Source organism: Neorhizobium sp. 05N33 (assembly GCF_056397445.1).
This window is the reverse complement of the sequence record NZ_JBFTNK010000003.1, coordinates 1-17,680: the sequence shown is the minus strand read 5'-3', so window position 1 is coordinate 17,680 and position 17,680 is coordinate 1. Positions and strand designations below refer to the sequence as shown.

Below are 17,680 nucleotides of genomic sequence, written 5' to 3'. Positions count from 1 at the left end.
ACCAGCAGGACCGACAGGGCAATCCATGACAATCATCAGACCGGAGATCAGCGCCCGCGCCGCAGCAGCGCCCCGCAGCGGCATTGGCGAGATCGTCACCTATGCCCGAGGCCGCGAAAACCTGATGCCGCTCTGGATCGGCGAAGGTGACCTGCCGACGCCCGATTTCATCACCCGCGCCGCCAGCGAAGCCCTGCTCGCCGGCGAAACCTTCTACACCTGGACGCAGGGTATCCCGGCGCTCCGCGAATCGATCGTGCGTTATTACCAGCGGCACTACGGACGGGACCTGTCGGTCGACAACATCTATGTCACCGGCTCCGGCATGCAGTCGATCGTGCTCGCCATCCAGACCGTCGCCTCCGCCGGCGACGAAATCGTTTACCTCTCTCCTGCCTGGCCGAATGTCGTCAACGCCATCGGTGTTTCGGAAGCCAAGCCGGTGACCGTCGAACTCGACTTTACCGACGGTCGCTGGGCGCTCGATATCGACCGGCTGGAGGCAGCGATCACACCGAAGACCAGCGCCCTCTTCATCAACTCGCCGTCCAACCCGACCGGCTGGACCGCGACGCATGACGACCTCAAGGCCGTCCTCGAACTCGCCCGCAAGCACGGCCTGTGGATCGTCGCCGACGAGATCTACGGCCTCTATTATTTCGAAGGCGCCCGCGCGCCGTCTTTCATGGACATCATGGAGCCGGAAGACCGAATCATCTTTGCGAATTCCTTCTCGAAGAACTGGTGCATGACCGGCTGGCGGGTCGGCTGGATGGTCGCGCCCGCTGAAATCGGCCAGACGCTGACCAACCTCATCCAGTATTCGACATCCGGCGTCGCCCAGTTCATGCAGAAGGGCGCGATTGCCGCCCTCGAACAGGGCGACGACTTCGTCCGCACCAATATCGAACGGGCGCGGAAATCCCGCGACATCCTCTGCGACGCGCTGATTGCCACCAACCGGGTGGAAACGCTGAAACCGGCGGGCGCACTTTATGCCTTCCTGAAGATCGACGGTGTCACCGACAGCCGCGGGGAGGCGTTCAGGATCGTCGACAAGACCGGCGTCGGATTGGCGCCGGGAACCGCCTTCGGCCCGGGCGGACAAGGCTTCATGCGCGCCTGTTTCCTGCGCGATCCGTTGCAGGTCGAGGATGCCGCGAACCGGCTCAGCGACTATATCCGCAGCCGGTAATCCGCCGGAGCCATCGATCCGGGTGCCACATGACCAGAATTCTATTGATCCTTGCCGTCACTCTGGCGAGCTTCGGCCCCATCCGTGCCGAGGATGCTGAAGTCGAAGCCTGGGCCAAGGAAAAATGCGTCCGCTACGAGCGCGCCTGGAACCGGGCCAAGGATTTCATTGGGCTCGAGAGCGTTAGCGCCGAGTTCATCAAAGGCAACGAAAAGTTCATCGCCGATGGCTGTTCGAGCGGTGCGGACGTCTGCCCGCGCTCGCCCAAGGAGATCGAGCTCGCCAATGCGCTGACCATGGCGGCGATGAATTTCGGCACCGCGAGCAGTTTCCTGCCCTTCATCTGCCGCCAGCGGTAAGGGCTGCCGGCGATCAGTCCCCGAAATCCTCGGCTGTGGCGGAACGGCCGCCGGCAATGATCTCGCGTTTGCCGACATGGTTGGCGGGGCCGACCAAGCCTTCCTGCTCCATTCGCTCCACCAAAGAGGCGGCGCGGTTGTAGCCGACCGAAAGGCGACGCTGGATATAGGAGGTCGAGCACTTGCGGTCCTTCATGACCACCTTGACGGCCTTGTCGTACAGTTCGTCGCTGTCGTCTCCGCCCATCGCGCTCTTGTCGAACACGGCTTCCTGGCTCGAAACGTCCTCGTCTTCCTCGGCGTCTTCATCCTCGGTAACCGTGCCGAGATAATCCGGCCGGCCTTGGGTCTTCAGGTGGCGGACCACCAGTTCGACTTCGGCATCCGAAACGAACGGGCCGTGGACGCGGGAAATCCGCCCGCCACCCGCCATATGCAGCATGTCGCCCTGGCCGAGCAGGTGTTCCGCGCCCTGTTCGCCGAGAATGGTGCGGCTGTCGATTTTCGACGTTACCTGGAAGGAGATGCGGGTGGGGAAATTCGCTTTGATCGTGCCGGTGATGACGTCGACCGAGGGACGCTGGGTCGCCATAATCAGGTGGATGCCGGCAGCGCGCGCCATCTGCGCCAGCCGCTGGATCGCACCTTCGATATCCTTGCCGGCGACCATCATCAGGTCGGCCATCTCATCGACGATGACGACGATGTAAGGCATGGGGGAGAGATCCATCTCCTGCTCTTCGTAGAGGATCTCGCCTGTCTGCCGGTCGAAGCCCGCCTGGACGCTGACAGAAATGACCTCGCCTTTTTCGCGGGCGCTTGCGGCGCGCTGATTGTAGCCGTCGATATTGCGCACGCCCAGGCGCGACATCTTCTTGTAGCGATCCTCCATCTCGCGAACCGCCCATTTCAGCGCCAGGACGGCTTTCTTGGGATCGGTCACGACAGGGGTCAAAAGGTGCGGAATGCCGTCATAGACGGAAAGCTCCAGCATCTTCGGGTCGATCATGATCAGCCGGCATTCCTCCGGCCGCAGCCGGTAGAGAAGCGACAGGATCATTGTGTTGATGGCAACCGACTTGCCCGAGCCGGTGGTGCCGGCGACAAGCAGATGCGGCATCTTGGCGAGTTCGGCGATAACAGGTTCGCCGCCGATCGTCTTGCCGAGGCAGAGCGCCAGCCGATGCTTGGTCTCCCAATAGTCCTCGCACTCGATCAGTTCGCGGAAATAGACGGTTTCGCGCGTCGCGTTCGGCAGTTCGATGCCGATGACGTTGCGGCCGGGTACCACGGCGACGCGGGCGGACAGCGCCGACATCGACCGGGCGATATCGTCCGCAAGGCCGATGACCCGCGAAGATTTGACACCGGGCGCCGGCTCGAATTCGTAAAGCGTCACGACCGGACCCGGCCGCACATCGATGATCTCGCCGCGAATGCCGAAATCCTCGAGAATGCTTTCGAGCAGGCCGGCGCTCTGCTGCAGGGCATCCGGCTGCATGGCCTGGCCACGCTCGCCCTGCGGCTCCTGCAACAGCGAGATCGGCGGGAACTCATATTCCGCTTCCGCCGGCCGCACGGTCCGCGGACGTGCGATCTCGGGTTGGACGGGAGCCGGTTGCAGGGCAACAGGCTCCGCGGCCATGACCGGCGCGGATACAGGTACCTGCTGCGCGACAGGGGCAGGCACGGGTGCGACGACGACCGGTGTCTTGGTTTTCGCCACGCGCTGCGGAGCGGGCTGAACCGGTCCGGGCGTCTTGACCGGCTCCGGTCTCGGAGACGGCGCGACGACCACGGTCCTGGCTGCCGTCCTGCGCGGCACTTCGCGATAGAGATCCGTGACCGGGGCGCCGGGTTGCGCCACGACGATCGGCAACACCTGCGATTCGACCGGTCGGGCTTCGTCCTCAACGACATTTGGCCCTTCGAGCTCGAACGGCATCGCGTCCCAGAAGGCGAAATCGGAGATCGCGATGTCCTGGCGCGGCGCCACGAGAGGTGTCGCCTTCTGAACCGGTTCGGGCCGCGTTACGATCACCGAATGCGTTTCCGGCACGTGATAACGCATCGTCGCGGCAAGCTGCTGCAGGCCTGCGATCTGTTCGAGGGGGGCGGCGGACGGCTGATAGGTTGCCGGAGAATCATGAGTGGCAGCTGTCAGGAACACTTCGGACGGAATCACTTCGATCTCTTCGGCAACAGGCATATTGACCGGCCCCTCAGGAGCCTGTCCGGCATTCGCCTTGCGGGCGAGCACGCTTTCGGGCGTGCGGGTGAATCGCACGTTCGGCGCCAGCCGGAAAGCCGCCTGCCAAGGCGCCTGCTCCAGAACCGGTTGATTGAAATCCGCGAGGCTCTGCGCGGGACGAGGCTGCTGCGCCGCGTCGACGGCATCGTCTTCGGCGTTAGGGAGGTCAGAACTCTGGGGATGATTATTGCGTGAGAACTGCATGACAACCAGACGAGATACGGGAACGGCACATTCTCACAGGAAGTAGAAAATAAAGGTTAACCGGTTCTTTCCACGCGATGGATGATGGCACGATTTGATTAGCGGATTAGCAGGCTTGCCAAGATTGCTGCGCTGCGTCATTCCTATAAGGATGCCGGCACCCGATCTCACCATTCTGGTTATCGATGAAAATGCCATCCGCGCTTCCATTATCGAGGAAGGGCTGCGGGAGGCTGGGCATAGCAAAGTCACGGTCATCCACGAGGTCCAGGGCGTCGCGCGCATCATCGAAACGTTGAAGCCGGACGTTATCGTCATCGATATCGAGAACCCCAACCGCGACATGATGGAGCATCTGTTCCAACTGACCCGCACCGTCAGCCGGCCGATCGCCATGTTCGTCGACCGTTCCGATACGGCCCTGATCGAAGCGGCGATGGATGCGGGCGTCTCGGCCTATGTGGTCGACGGGCTGAAGAAGGAGCGCGTCAAGGCGATCCTCGACATGGCGGTCAGCCGCTTCAACGCCTTCAGCCGGCTTCAGCGGGAACTCGCGGAGGCGAAGTCGGCGCTCGAGGAACGCAAGGTGATCGAACGCGCCAAGGGTATCCTCATGAAGATGCGCGGCCTTTCCGAAGAGGATGCCTTCGCTCTGCTGCGCCAGACGGCGATGAACGAAAAGAAGAAGATATCGGATATCGCCCAGAGCGTTGTGACTGCCGCGGGCTTGTTGATGTGATGATGTCGAGTACCGAAATGTCCGGGAGAAAGCCGGAGTGAACATGATGACCAAGACCGACCGATCCGGAAGCAATCTCGGCGCCCCTGCCCGCGCCGACGGTGAAGGGCCCAAAGTCCTGCGAGCCGGCTTTATTCCGCTGGTGGATGCATCCGTGCTGATCGCCGCCGCCGAATTCGGCTTTGCCGCGAAGGAAGGACTGACGCTCGATCTGGTCAAGGACGTTTCCTGGGCCAATGTCCGCGACCGCCTCGCCTTCCGCCAGTTCGACATCGCCCACATGCTGTCGCCGATGCCCGTCGCCTCGATGCTCGGCCTCGGCTCCAACCCCTCGCCGACTATCACGCCGTTTTCGCTCGGCCGCGGCGGCAATGCCATCACGCTCTCGACCCGCCTCTTCGACCGGATGCGCGAGACGGCCGGTCTTTCCGAGACTGCGGGCGCGCTGGAAAATGCCCAGGCCCTGGCAACCGTGATCCGCAGCATGAAGGCCAATGCCGAGACCCTGCCGACGCTCGGCATGACCTATCCGTTCTCTTCGCACAATTACGAATTCCGCTACTGGCTCGCCGCCGGCGGCATCGATCCGGACCGTGACGTCAAGCTTGTCGTCGTTCCGCCACCGCTGACATCGGATGCGCTGGCAGCCGGCGCTATCGACGGTTTCTGCGTCGGTGCTCCATGGAACATGGTCGCCTCCGAACGCGGTGTCGGCCGCATCGTCGCCGCCAAGCAGGACATCTGGCCGTCGGCACCGGAAAAGGTGATCGCCATGCGGCCGGAATGGGCCGAAAGCCACCCCGAAACCGTTTCCCGGCTCATCGTCGCGCTCGATGCCGCAGCCCGCTGGTGCGACAAGGCGGAAAACCATGATGCGCTGGCGGAAGTCCTGGCCGGACCCCGCTTCATCGGCGCCCCGGTCAATATCATCCGTCACGTATTGTCCGGCGAATTCAGCCTCGACGCCAAGGGCAACCGCCGCGTCATCGCCGACTATTTCACCTTCCATCGCGGCTTTGCGAACTACCCGCGGCCAAGCCACGCATTATGGCTCTACAGCCAGATGATCCGCTGGGGTCAGGTAGGGTTCAGCGAGGGAGGTTTGGCCGCCGCTGCCGCAGCCTATCGTCCCGATCTCTATCGGACCGCGCTCGGCATCGGACCGACGCAACCCGACATCGGCGTCGAAGGCGACCGGGATGGCGACCGCTTTATGGACGGCCATGTCTTCGACCCTTCCGAGATGGCGACCTATGTCGAAAATTTCGCCGTCAGCAGCTCTCTCGCAATCCCCGCCGACCGCGACGAGGTCTGATCTTCCGAGATGTGCTGCACAGCAATTGCGCGCATTCAATTTAGCAACCGCACAAAAATATTGCAGTCGCACAGATTGCCGACAATTTAAGCCAAAAGTTTCATAGAAGAAATTCATTTCATTTTCAATGGCCTAGAGGATTACATTGGACTTGGCACGCCGCTTGCTTCTTCATAATCGCCCCAGTCAATGGCGATTGGAGCAGATAAGCGCGCGATAAGCGCTTCCAGAGACATCGACGTCGCAAGGTTTTTGCTGCCCGGAAACTCCTCCCAGTTTCCGCAGGCGCAATCTCCAAGCGGCGTTTTTTTGTGCCTGAATTCCTAAGAACCAGCAGAGGGAACCTGCGCATGACCAAGATTTCGAAGACTGGGATTTTGACGAGCGGCATCACCCGCCGCAGCCTGATCAAGACCACAGCCACTGTCGCCCTCGTCGGCGCCGTCAAGACCGCATTCCCGTCCGGCGCCTTCGCAGCCGGGGCCGGCCCGGAAGTCAAAGGCATCAAGCTCGGCTACATCGCGCTCACCGACGCCGCCCCGCTGGTCATCGCCAAGGAAAAGGGTTTCTTCGACAAGCACGGCCTCCCCGATGTCGACGTCGCCAAGCAGGCTTCCTGGGGTGCGACCCGCGACAACCTCGTGCTTGGCGGTGCCGCCAACGGCATCGACGGCGCCCATATCCTCTCGCCGCTCCCCTACCTGATGCACACCGGCAAGGTGACCCAGAACAACAAGCCGGTGCCGATGGCGATCCTCGCCCGCCTCAACCTCGACAGCCAGGGCATTTCGGTCGCCAAGGAATATGCCGAGACCGGCGTACAGCTCGACGCCTCCAAGCTGAAGGCGGCGTTCGACAAGAAGAAGGCCGAAGGCAAGGAAATCAAGGCCGCCATGACCTTCCCGGGCGGCACCCATGACCTCTGGATCCGCTACTGGCTCGCCGCCGGCGGCATCGACCCCAACAAGGACGTCTCGACCATCGTCGTGCCGCCGCCGCAGATGGTGGCGAATATGAAGGTCGGCAACATGGACGTCTTCTGTGTCGGCGAACCCTGGAACGAGCAGCTCGTCAACCAGGGCATCGGCTTCACCGCCGCCACCACCGGCGAACTCTGGAAGGGCCATCCGGAAAAGGCGCTCGGCCTGCGCGCCGAATGGATCGAAAAGAACCCGAACGCCGCCAAGGCTTTGCTGATGGCTGTCATGGAGGCCCAGCAATGGTGCGAAAGCATGGACAACAAGGCGGAGATGGCCGAAATCCTCGGGCGCCGCCAGTGGTTCAACGTGCCGCCGAAGGACGTCCTCGGACGCCTGAAGGGCGATATCAACTATGGCAACGGCCGCATGGTTCCGGGCACCGACCTGTACATGAAGTTCTGGAAGGACGGCGCGTCCTATCCGTTCAAGAGCCATGACACCTGGTTCATGGCCGAGAACATCCGCTGGGGTTACCTTCCGGGCAATACCGACATCAAGGCGCTGGTCAACCAGGTGAACCGCGAGGACATCTGGCGCGATGCCGCCAAGGATCTCGGTGTCGCGGCAGCCGACATCCCGGCTTCCTCCTCGCGCGGAAAAGAAACCTTCTTCGACGGCAAGATCTTCGATCCGGAAAACCCCTCGGCCTATCTCGACAGCCTTTCGATCAAGGCGGCGTCCTGATTTCCCCACCTCCGGCGCGTGGACGCACGCGCCGGCCTTTTCCCCTTCTAAGGAGCGCGCAGATGTCCGCCCTGGCAAAAAAAGAAAATGTTTCCGCAGTCGCCACCGCAAAGCCGGCAGCAACTATCGTCCCCTTTTCCGGCAAGCCCGTATCGAGGATCGATTTCAAGCAGATCGGCATGACGACACTGCGCAACGTCGTGCCGCCGGTTATCGTGCTGGCGCTGATCCTGCTCGTCTGGCAAGTCCTCTGTTCGGCGCCGAATGCCTCGCTTCCTTCGCCGCATGTCGTCTGGCAGCAAAGTTATGACCTGATCGTCTCGCCATTCTTCTACAACGGTTCGCAGGATATCGGCCTGGGGCTGCGCGTCCTCGTGTCGCTGCAGCGCGTCGCCTATGGCTTCGGTCTTGCGTCTGTAGCCGGGGTATTGATCGGCGCGATCATCGGCCAATCCGTCTGGGCTATGCGCGGGCTCGACCCGATCTTCCAGGTGCTGCGCACCGTGCCGCCACTCGCCTGGCTGCCGCTGTCGCTCGCCGCCTTCCAGGACTCGAACCCCTCTGCGATCTTCGTGATCTTCATCACCTCGATCTGGCCTGTCATCATCAACACCGCCGTCGGCGTGCGCAACATCCCGCAGGATTACCGCAACGTCGCGCAGGTGCTGCGGCTGAACCAGATCGAATTCTTCTTCAAGATCATGCTGCCGTCGGCCGCCCCGTACATCTTCACCGGCCTCAGGATCGGAATCGGCCTCTCGTGGCTGGCGATCGTCGCCGCCGAGATGCTGACCGGCGGCGTCGGCATCGGCTTCTTCATCTGGGATGCGTGGAACTCTTCGCGCCTGCCCGACATCATCGTCGCGCTGGCCTATATCGGCGTCGTCGGCTTCGCCCTCGACAAGCTGGTTTCCGCGCTCGGCAAGATCATCACCCGCGGCGCTTCGGCAAACTGAGGAGCGGACCATGAACGCCTATCTGAAGCTCGACCATATCGACAAACATTTTGACCGCGGCGGCAATCGTGCCGAAGTTCTGAAGGATATCAACCTGACGATCTCCAAGGCCGAGTTCGTTTCGATCATCGGCCATTCCGGCTGCGGCAAGTCCACGCTCCTCAACCTCATCGCCGGTCTGACACCCGTCTCGGCAGGTGCTGTCCTGCTCGAAAATCGTGAGGTCAACGCACCGGGGCCGGAACGCGCCGTCGTTTTCCAGAACCATTCGCTGCTGCCCTGGCTGACGGTCTACGAAAACGTCAACCTCGCCGTCTCAAAGGTCTTCGGCCGCACCAAGAGCCGGACCGAACGGCACGAATGGGTCATGGCCAATCTGGACCTCGTGCAGATGGCCCATGCCAAGGACAAGCGCCCATCCGAGATTTCGGGCGGCATGAAGCAGCGCGTCGGCATTGCCCGGGCACTCGCCATGGAACCGAAGATCCTGCTGCTCGACGAGCCCTTCGGCGCGCTGGACGCGCTGACTCGTGCCCACCTGCAGGACGCGGTCATGGAGATCCATTCGCGGCTCGGCAACACGATGGTGATGATCACCCACGATGTCGACGAGGCCGTTTTGCTTTCCGACCGCATCGTAATGATGACGAACGGCCCGGCCGCCAAGATCGGCGAGGTGCTCGACGTGCCGATCCCCCGACCGCGCAACCGCATCGAGCTTGCTTCCGACCGTACGTATCTCAAGTGCCGCGAGGCAGTGCTGAAATTCCTCTACGAACGCCACCGCTTCGTTGAAGCCGCGGAGTAAAAACCATGACAGAAAAACTCATCATCATCGGCAATGGCATGGCGCCGGGACGCATGCTGGAACACCTCTTCGAACAGGCGCCCGGCCGCTACGACGTCACGATCTTCAACGCCGAACCACGCGTCAACTACGACCGCATCATGCTCTCGCCGGTGCTTTCCGGCGAAAAGAGCTTCGAGCAGATCGTCATCCATGGCGACGGCTGGTACATCGACCACGGCATCACGCTCTACAAGGGCCACAAGATCGTCGCGATCGACCGGGCGGCGAAGACCGTTACCTCCGATCACGGCGTCACTGAAAGCTACGACAAGCTGGTGATCGCCACCGGCTCGGTGCCGTTCATCATCCCGGTACCGGGCAAGGACCTGCCGGGCGTCATCACTTATCGCGACCTCGACGACGTCCAGGCCATGCTTCTCGCCGCCCAGTCGCGTGAAAAGGCGATCGTCATCGGTGGCGGTCTGCTCGGTCTCGAAGCGGCAGCCGGTCTTGCCCAGCGCGGCATGGACGTGACCGTGCTGCACGTGATGCCGACGCTGATGGAGCGCCAGCTCGATCCGGCCGCCGGTTACCTGCTGCAGAAGGCCGTCGAGGAACGCGGCATCAAGGTAATCTGCAAGGCCAATACCAAACAGATCATCGGCAATGGCAAGGTCGAGGGCGTCGAACTCGACAACGGCACGATCATCCCGGCGACGCTGGTGGTCATGGCCGTCGGCATCCGCCCGAGCGCCGGCCTCGCCAAGGAAGCAGGCCTTGCGGTCAATCGCGGCATCGTCGTCGATGCGGGAATGCAGACGTCTGACGGCGACATCTATTCCATCGGCGAATGCGCCGAAGTGGGCGGCATGGTCTATGGCCTCGTCGCACCGCTCTACGAAATGGCCCGCATCGCGGCATCGCATCTGGCAGGCGATACGAAGCCGGCCTTCGTGCATTCCGACACGCCCACCAAACTCAAGGTCACCGGCATCGACCTCTATTCGCTCGGCGACTTCGCCGATGGTGACGATCGGCAGGAAATCGTGCTGCGCGATGCTACCGCCGGCATCTACAAGCGCCTCGTCCTGAAGGACAACCGCATCATCGGCACGGTTCTTTACGGCGAGACCTCAGACGGCGCCTGGTTTAACGACCTGAAGAAGAAGGCGACCGATATCACGGAGATGCGCGATACGCTGATCTTCGGCCAGGCCTACCAGGGAGGGTCCCCGCTGGACCCTATGGCGGCCGTTGCAGCCTTGCCGGATGATGCGGAAATCTGCGGCTGCAACGGCGTCTGCAAGGGCAAGATCACCTCGACCATTACCGCCAAGGGCCTGACATCGCTCGACGATGTGCGCGCCCACACCAAGGCTTCCGCCTCCTGCGGCACCTGCACCGGCCTCGTCGAACAGCTGATGGCTCTGACGCTTGGCGATGCCTACAATCCGAAGGCCGTGCAACCGATGTGCACCTGCACCGAGCTCGGCCATGACGACGTCCGCCGCCTGATCAAGGCGAAGGGCCTGAAGACCATCCCGGCGGTCATGCAGGAACTGGAATGGAAGACCTCCTGCGGCTGCGCTAAATGCCGCCCGGCGCTCAACTATTATCTCGTCTGCGACTGGCCGGATGAATATGCCGACGATTACCAGTCGCGCTACATCAACGAACGCGTCCACGCCAACATCCAGAAGGACGGCACCTATTCCGTCGTGCCGCGGATGTGGGGCGGCGTCACCAATTCGCAGGAATTGAGGGCGATCGCCGACGTCGTCGACAAGTTCGAGATCCCGATGGTGAAGGTCACCGGCGGCCAGCGTATCGACCTTCTCGGCATCGAGAAGGAAGACCTGCCTGCCGTCTGGGCCGATCTCGGCAAGGCCGGCTTCATCTCCGGCCAGGCCTATGCCAAGGGCCTGCGCACCGTGAAGACCTGCGTCGGCTCCGATTGGTGCCGCTTCGGCACGCAGGATTCGACCGGCCTCGGCATCCGCATCGAGAAATTCATGTGGGGCTCCTGGACACCGGCCAAGCTGAAGCTGGCCGTCTCGGGGTGTCCGCGCAACTGTGCGGAAGCGACCTGCAAGGACATCGGCGTCATCTGCGTGGACTCGGGCTTCGAGATCCATTTCGCAGGCGCCGCGGGCCTCGACATCAAGGGCACCGAAGTGCTCGGCCTGGTGAAGACCGAGGAGGAGGCGCTCGAATACATCGTCGCACTCACGCAGATGTACCGCGAACAGGGCCGTTACCTCGAGCGCATCTACAAGTGGGCGAAGCGCATCGGCCTCGAGGAAATCCGCCGGCAGATCATGACCGATACGGAGAAGCGCCAGGCCTATTACGAGCGCTTTGTCTTCTCCCAGAAATTCGCCCAGGTCGATCCCTGGTCGGAGCGCGTCTCCGGCAAGGACAAACACGAGTTCCGGCCGATGGCGACGGTCGGTTACTCGCATGCAGCCGAGTGAGGAGATGGACATGAACTGGATCGCGATCGGCAAGCTGACCGACATTCCGCTCCGCGGCGCGCGTTGCGTGAAGACCCCGCAAGGCAAGATTGGCGTATTCCGCACCGCCGAAAACCAGGTCTTCGCCATCGAAGATCATTGCCCTCACAAGGGAGGGCCGCTGAGCCAGGGCATCGTGCACGGCACCTCGGTGACGTGTCCGCTGCACAACTGGGTGATCTCGCTCGAAACCGGCAAGGCGCTCGGCGCCGACGAAGGTTCGGTCCGGACCATCCGGCTCGAACTGCGCGGCGAAGACATTTTCATGGCACTCGAAGAACAGCTGGCCGCAGCCGAATAATCGGCGCGGCCATTTCAAACGACTACGCTCTAGGGAGACGAGAAAAAAATGTCCTATGTCACACCAACGGAATTCGTGACGAAGATGATCGACGCCGGCGAGGCGAAGATCTTCATGTCTACGCGCGACACCCTGATCCGGGCTTTCATGGCGGGCGCAATCCTTGCGCTTTCCGCCGCCTTTGCCGTCACCATCACGGTGCAGACCGGCAATGCGCTTGCCGGCGCAATCCTCTTCCCGGTCGGCTTCTGCCTTCTCTATCTCATGGGCTTCGATCTTCTGACGGGCGTCTTTACGCTTTCACCGCTTGCCCTGATCGACAAGCGGCCGGGAGCGACCGCTGGTGGCGTTCTGCGTAACTGGACGCTCGTCTTCATCGGCAATTTCGCCGGCGCCTTCCTCGTTGCGGTGATGATGGCGATCATCTTCACCTTCGGTTTCAGCGAGGTGCCCAACGAGGTTGGCCAGAGAATCGGCCATATCGGCGAAGGCCGCACGCTCGGTTACGCGGCCCACGGCGCGGCCGGCATGCTGACGCTCTTCATCCGCGGCGTTCTCTGCAACTGGATGGTTTCGACCGGCGTCGTCGCCGCGATGATGTCGACCTCCGTGTCCGGCAAGGTCATCGGCATGTGGATGCCGATCATGCTGTTCTTCTACATGGGTTTCGAACATTCCATCGTGAACATGTTCCTGTTCCCCTCCGGCCTGCTGCTGGGCGGCAAGTTCTCGTTCATGGATTATCTGATCTGGAACGAAATCCCGACCGTCATCGGCAATCTTGTCGGCGGCCTCACCTTCGTCGGTCTGACGCTTTACTCGACCCATGGTCGCAAGAAGGGCAAGCAGAGCGCTCAGGCTGGCCATATCGGCAATCCTGCCGGCGTTCCGGCGGAGTGAACCGATGGGGGCGGGCCTTCTGGAAACGGAAATGCAGGCGGGTGGAAACACCACAAGGACGACCTGCCCCTATTGCGGCGTCGGCTGCGGCGTCATCGCCACGGTGGCGGACAACGGCGCCGTGACGGTCAAAGGCGATCCGGAACACCCGGCCAATTTCGGCCGGCTCTGTTCCAAGGGATCGGCGCTTGCCGAAACGATCGATCTCGAGGGGCGTGTCCTCTTCCCCGAGATCCTCGGCCGGCAGACGGATTGGGACGAGGCGCTCGATCTCGTCGCCGAAAAATTCTCGAAAACCATCGCCGAACACGGACCGGATTCTGTTGCCTTCTACGTCTCCGGCCAGTTGCTGACCGAAGACTATTACGTTGCCAACAAACTGATGAAGGGTTTCATCGGCTCGGCAAATATCGACACCAATTCCAGGCTTTGCATGTCTTCGTCCGTCGCCGGCCACCGCCGCGCTTTCGGATCCGATACCGTTCCCGGCACCTACGAGGACATCGAACTCGCCGATCTGGTCATCCTCACCGGCTCCAACCTCGCCTGGTGCCATCCGGTGATCTACCAGCGGCTCGCAGCAGCCAAGACCGCGCGGCCGGGCATGAAGATCGTCGTCATCGATCCGCGCCGGACGATGACCTGCGACATTGCCGACCTGCATCTGGGCATCCGGCCGGATGGCGACGTGGCGCTGTTCATGGGCCTGCTCGCCCATCTGGCGCAAAGCCCGGCGATCGACCAGAACTATATCGCCGCACATACGCAAGGATTTGGCGAAGCCTTTGCTGCCGCTGCCGCGCTTTCCTTCACCGAATTGATGGAGCGGACGGGCCTGCCGGCGATACAGCTTCGCGAGTTCTTTCACCTGTTCGAGACGACGGAAAAGGTCGTCACCTGCTATAGCCAGGGCGTCAACCAGTCGGCGTCGGGGACGGACAAGGTCAACGCCATCATCAACTGCCATCTGGCGACCGGCCGCATCGGCCGGCCGGGCACAGGACCCTTTTCGCTGACCGGCCAGCCGAATGCCATGGGCGGCCGCGAGGTCGGCGGTCTCGCCAACATGCTCGCCGCCCATATGGCGATCGAAAGCGCAGACGATCGCGACCGGGTGCAGCGTTTCTGGGCCTCGCCGCGGATCGCCGAAAAGCCGGGCCTGAAGGCCGTCGACATGTTCCGCGCTGTTGCCGACGGGCGGATCAAGGCGCTGTGGATCATGGCCACCAATCCGGTCGTTTCGATGCCGGATGCCGATGCGGTTGAGGCCGCCATCAAGGCCTGTCCTTTCGTAGTTGTCTCCGACATTCTTCGGGACACCGACACGGCCCGCCACACCCATGTCCTGCTGCCTTCGGTCGGCTGGGGCGAAAAGGACGGCACCGTCACCAATTCGGAACGCCGCATCTCCCGCCAGCGCTGGTTTCTCTCCGCGCCTGGTGAAGCCAAGGCCGATTGGTGGCAGATGGCAGAGGTCGGCCGACGCATGGGCTTTGACGGCTTCGATTATCAATCTGCGGCTGAGATCTTCGCCGAACATGCCGCACTTTCGGCCTTCGAGAACGACGGCAGCCGGGATTTCGATATCGGAGCGTGTGTCGAAATCGGCGAAGAGGGATACGATGCACTGACGCCGTTCCAATGGCCTGCTCCGCTGGGAGATACCCCCCTCTGGCCTGCCGGCCATCTCCCCCTCAAGGGGGGAGATCACAAGCGGCAGGATCGTCGCTTCCAAAGAAACGAGACGGCCTGCTCGACGGATGATTTTGGACAAAGAGTTGGCGCCCAGCCGATCTCCCCCCTTGAGGGGGAGATGGCCGGCAGGCCAGAGGGGGGCAGCGACAAGCGCTTCTTCGCCGATGGCGGCTTCTATCACCCAGATCGTAAGGCACGTTTCGTCCCCGTCCAGGCTCCCGAGACCGACCGTACCAACGAAAAATACCCGCTGACGCTGAATACCGGCCGCATCCGCGACCATTGGCACACGATGACGCGAACGGCGAAAAGCGCCAGGCTTTCCGGCCATATCGCCGAGCCCTTTGCGGAACTCCATCCACGCGATGCGATGGACCTCGGCATTCGCGGCGCCGGCCTGGTCGAACTCGAAAGCCCGCACGGCAAGGCAATCGTGCGGGCTCTGGTCACCGAACGCCAGGCCCGTGGAAACGTCTTCGTGCCGATGCACTGGAACGACCAGTTCGCCGCAAAAGCCCGCATCGATGCGCTGGTCGCACCCGTCACCGACCCGTTTTCCGGCCAACCAGCTTCGAAGAATGTCGCGATTGCCGCCCGGCCGTTCGCCGCTTGCTTCTATGGCTTTGCTGTTTCCGCCGTAAAACCCTTGAACCCGCAAGCGGATTATTGGGCGCTCGCCAAGGCCGATGGCGGCTGGCGGATCGAGCTGGCGTTCGCGGACCCGGTCGAGGACTGGGTGGCCTGGTGCCGGGCAGCATTCGGCATCCCGGCCGAGATCGAGCCGCTCGGTTATGCCGACCATCAGTCCGGCGACCTGCGCCTCGCCTTTTTCGACGGCGGAAAGCTGCTCGCCGCACTTTTCCTCGCGAACCAGCCGGTCGCCGTCGCGCGCAACTGGGCAATCGGCCAACTTGCCGCCGAACACGCCGACCTGCGCAAGCGCTTTGCGATCGTCGCCGGACGGCCCGGGGCCGACCAGCCCGATCCCGGCGCCACCGTCTGCTCCTGCTTTTCGGTCGGCGTCAACCGGATCATCGGCGCCGTGCGAGGCGGCTGCCACAGCGTCGAGGCCGTCGGAAAAGCAACCAATGCCGGCACCAATTGCGGCTCCTGCCGCGCTGAAATCAGGGGGATCATCGATGGATGTCTTGCAGCCGCCGCGGAATGAAGCATCTCCTGATCGTGGTGCCCGCATGGCGCCGCTTGCGAAGCTTCCGGTCTTCTGGGCGCTCGAAGGCAGGCCCGTCATCGTTGCCGGTGGGTCGGATGCGGCTGCCTGGAAAGCCGAGCTGCTTGCCGCCTGCGGCGCCAATGTGCATGTCTATGCGGATAGACTGTCCGAGACCTTCGAAAAGCTGATCGAACGCGGGGCGGAACATCCGCAGGGCCGCTTTATCCATCATCCGAAGGTGTGGGACCCTTCGATTTTCGAGGCCGCAGCGATTGCGATTGCGGATTGCGAGGATGAGGACGAGGCGCAGGCGTTTTTCAATGCTGCCCGCGCGGCCGGCGTGCCGGTCAATGTCATCGACAAACCCGCCTTCTGCCAGTTCCAGTTCGGTTCGATCGTCAACCGCTCACCGGTCGTCGTATCCATCTCGACCGATGGCGCCGCGCCGATCCTGGCGCAGGCGATCCGCCGCCGTATCGAAACCCTGCTGCCAGTCTCGTTGAAAAGCTGGGCGGAACTCGCCCAATCGCTCAGGGAAAAGATCAACGACCGCCTGGCGCCCGGCCCGCAGCGAAGAGCCTTCTGGGAACGTTTCGTGGACCGCGCCTTCGGCAGCGAACCGGGATCGGGCAGCGAAGCCGCTATCCTCGCCGATGCCGGCCGCGTCGCATCCTCGGCCCAGAAGGGCCGTGTCACCCTTGTCGGCGCCGGCCCCGGCGATGCCGAACTTCTGACGCTGAAGGCCGTGCGCGCCCTGCAGGCGGCCGACGTCATCCTGTTCGATGATCTCGTCTCCGACGAGGTGCTGGAGCTCGCACGCCGCGAGGCGAAACGCATGTTGGTGGGAAAACGCGGTGGCCGGGTAAGCTGCCGCCAGGAAGACATCAACGACATGCTGGTGAAGTTCGCCAAGGCGGGCAAACGCGTCGTCCGCCTGAAGTCCGGCGATCCGATGGTCTTTGGCCGGGCCGGCGAAGAGATCGCCTGCCTGGAACGAGAAGGCATCCCCGTCGACGTGGTGCCGGGCATCACTTCGGCGAGCGCCATGGCATCGCGGCTCGGCGTATCGCTCACCCATCGCGACCATGCGCAGGGCGTTCGTTTCGTCACCGGCCATTCGCGCAAAGGCGTACTGCCGGACAATCTGGACTGGAAAAGCCTCGCCGATCCGAAGACCACGACCATCTATTACATGGCGGGACGCACTGCGGGCGAGATCGTCAGCAAGCTGACGGACGCCGGCATGACGCACGACATGCCGGTCGTGATCGTCAGCGCAGTGACGCGGCCGAACGAGCAGCGCTGGGCAGGACAGCTGAGCGACATGGCAGCGGCCATGGCAGAGATCGGCATCGATGAACCCGTGCTGATCGGCATCGGCCACGTATTTCGCAAGGTCGATTTCGCCGACTGCACGCAGTGGAGCGGCCAGGCCGCAGCAAGCGCCTGACGGAAAAGGGGCGGTAAAAACCGCCCCTCCAGACTGCTGACAAACCCGTCGATATTTTCGGCGGGTTTTGTTTTTGTGGATTTGTTTTTCCGCCGGGAGGTCTTGGCGGGAGGCGCAGAAGGATGGGCTGGCTCATGCCGCGGCTGGTTTTGGTGTTTTGATGAGCGCCATTGCGAT

At 62.6% G+C, this 17,680-nt stretch carries 12 protein-coding genes and 2 pseudogenes; 13 read left to right on the top strand and 1 reads right to left on the bottom strand.

The window, feature by feature from the left end; translation table 11 throughout:
• Nucleotides 1–25: 25 nt before the first annotated feature.
• Together AC1DLT_RS08855 and AC1DLT_RS08850 are read left to right on the top strand one after the other, a co-directional pair.
• Nucleotides 26–1,195 (top strand): pyridoxal phosphate-dependent aminotransferase, encoded by a 1,170-nt coding sequence (locus AC1DLT_RS08855; RefSeq protein ID WP_477486505.1) that lies wholly within the window; start codon nt 26–28, stop codon nt 1,193–1,195.
• Nucleotides 1,196–1,224: 29 nt separating this feature from the next.
• Complete coding sequence (locus AC1DLT_RS08850) at nt 1,225–1,554, top strand: hypothetical protein (protein WP_477486504.1); 330 nt, start codon at nt 1,225–1,227, stop codon at nt 1,552–1,554.
• 13 nt (nt 1,555–1,567) lie between these two features.
• On the opposite strand, the gene AC1DLT_RS08845 is transcribed toward AC1DLT_RS08850, so the two are convergent.
• Nucleotides 1,568–4,009, bottom strand: coding sequence for a DNA translocase FtsK (locus tag AC1DLT_RS08845; RefSeq protein ID WP_477486503.1), 2,442 nt, complete (start codon nt 4,007–4,009; stop codon nt 1,568–1,570).
• Between the two features lie 151 nt (nt 4,010–4,160).
• Between AC1DLT_RS08845 and AC1DLT_RS08840 the strand changes: the two genes are divergently transcribed.
• The 11 genes and pseudogenes from AC1DLT_RS08840 to cysG all read left to right on the top strand — a co-directional run bounded on the left by AC1DLT_RS08840 (nt 4,161) and on the right by cysG (nt 17,503).
• Nucleotides 4,161–4,748 (top strand): ANTAR domain-containing response regulator, encoded by a 588-nt coding sequence (locus AC1DLT_RS08840; RefSeq protein WP_038545908.1) that lies wholly within the window; start codon nt 4,161–4,163, stop codon nt 4,746–4,748.
• Nucleotides 4,749–4,785: 37 nt separating this feature from the next.
• Nucleotides 4,786–6,063 carry a CmpA/NrtA family ABC transporter substrate-binding protein gene (locus AC1DLT_RS08835; RefSeq protein ID WP_477486502.1) on the top strand — a complete coding sequence of 426 codons (1,278 nt, stop codon included), beginning with the start codon at nt 4,786–4,788 and terminating at the stop codon, nt 6,061–6,063.
• Between the two features lie 350 nt (nt 6,064–6,413).
• Nucleotides 6,414–7,727: a CmpA/NrtA family ABC transporter substrate-binding protein gene (locus tag AC1DLT_RS08830; protein ID WP_477486501.1), complete on the top strand. Its 1,314-nt coding sequence runs from the start codon at nt 6,414–6,416 to the stop codon at nt 7,725–7,727.
• 62 nt (nt 7,728–7,789) lie between these two features.
• On the top strand, nt 7,790–8,683 hold the full coding sequence (gene ntrB / locus AC1DLT_RS08825) for a nitrate ABC transporter permease (RefSeq protein WP_038545914.1): 894 nt from the start codon (nt 7,790–7,792) through the stop codon (nt 8,681–8,683).
• A gap of 10 nt (nt 8,684–8,693) precedes the next feature.
• Entirely contained in the window at nt 8,694–9,491 is a 798-nt protein-coding gene (locus tag AC1DLT_RS08820; protein WP_038545917.1) for an ABC transporter ATP-binding protein, read from the top strand.
• Nucleotides 9,492–9,496: 5 nt separating this feature from the next.
• Nucleotides 9,497–11,947, top strand: coding sequence for a nitrite reductase large subunit NirB (gene nirB / locus AC1DLT_RS08815; protein WP_477486500.1), 2,451 nt, complete (start codon nt 9,497–9,499; stop codon nt 11,945–11,947).
• A 4-nt stretch (nt 11,948–11,951) separates the two neighbouring features.
• Entirely contained in the window at nt 11,952–12,287 is a 336-nt protein-coding gene (gene nirD, locus AC1DLT_RS08810; protein ID WP_038545923.1) for a nitrite reductase small subunit NirD, read from the top strand.
• 48 nt (nt 12,288–12,335) lie between these two features.
• Nucleotides 12,336–13,187, top strand: coding sequence for a formate/nitrite transporter family protein (locus AC1DLT_RS08805; RefSeq protein ID WP_038590296.1), 852 nt, complete (start codon nt 12,336–12,338; stop codon nt 13,185–13,187).
• Nucleotides 13,188–13,218: 31 nt separating this feature from the next.
• Nucleotides 13,219–14,856 (top strand): annotated as a pseudogene (locus AC1DLT_RS08800) (molybdopterin-dependent oxidoreductase); the annotation flags it as partial.
• A gap of 168 nt (nt 14,857–15,024) precedes the next feature.
• Nucleotides 15,025–16,050, top strand: a pseudogene (locus AC1DLT_RS08795) (molybdopterin dinucleotide binding domain-containing protein); the annotation flags it as partial.
• Complete coding sequence (gene cysG, locus AC1DLT_RS08790; protein WP_477486499.1) at nt 16,022–17,503, top strand: siroheme synthase CysG; 1,482 nt, start codon at nt 16,022–16,024, stop codon at nt 17,501–17,503. The pseudogene AC1DLT_RS08795 and the gene cysG, both read left to right, overlap by 29 nt.
• Nucleotides 17,504–17,680: the final 177 nt, after the last annotated feature.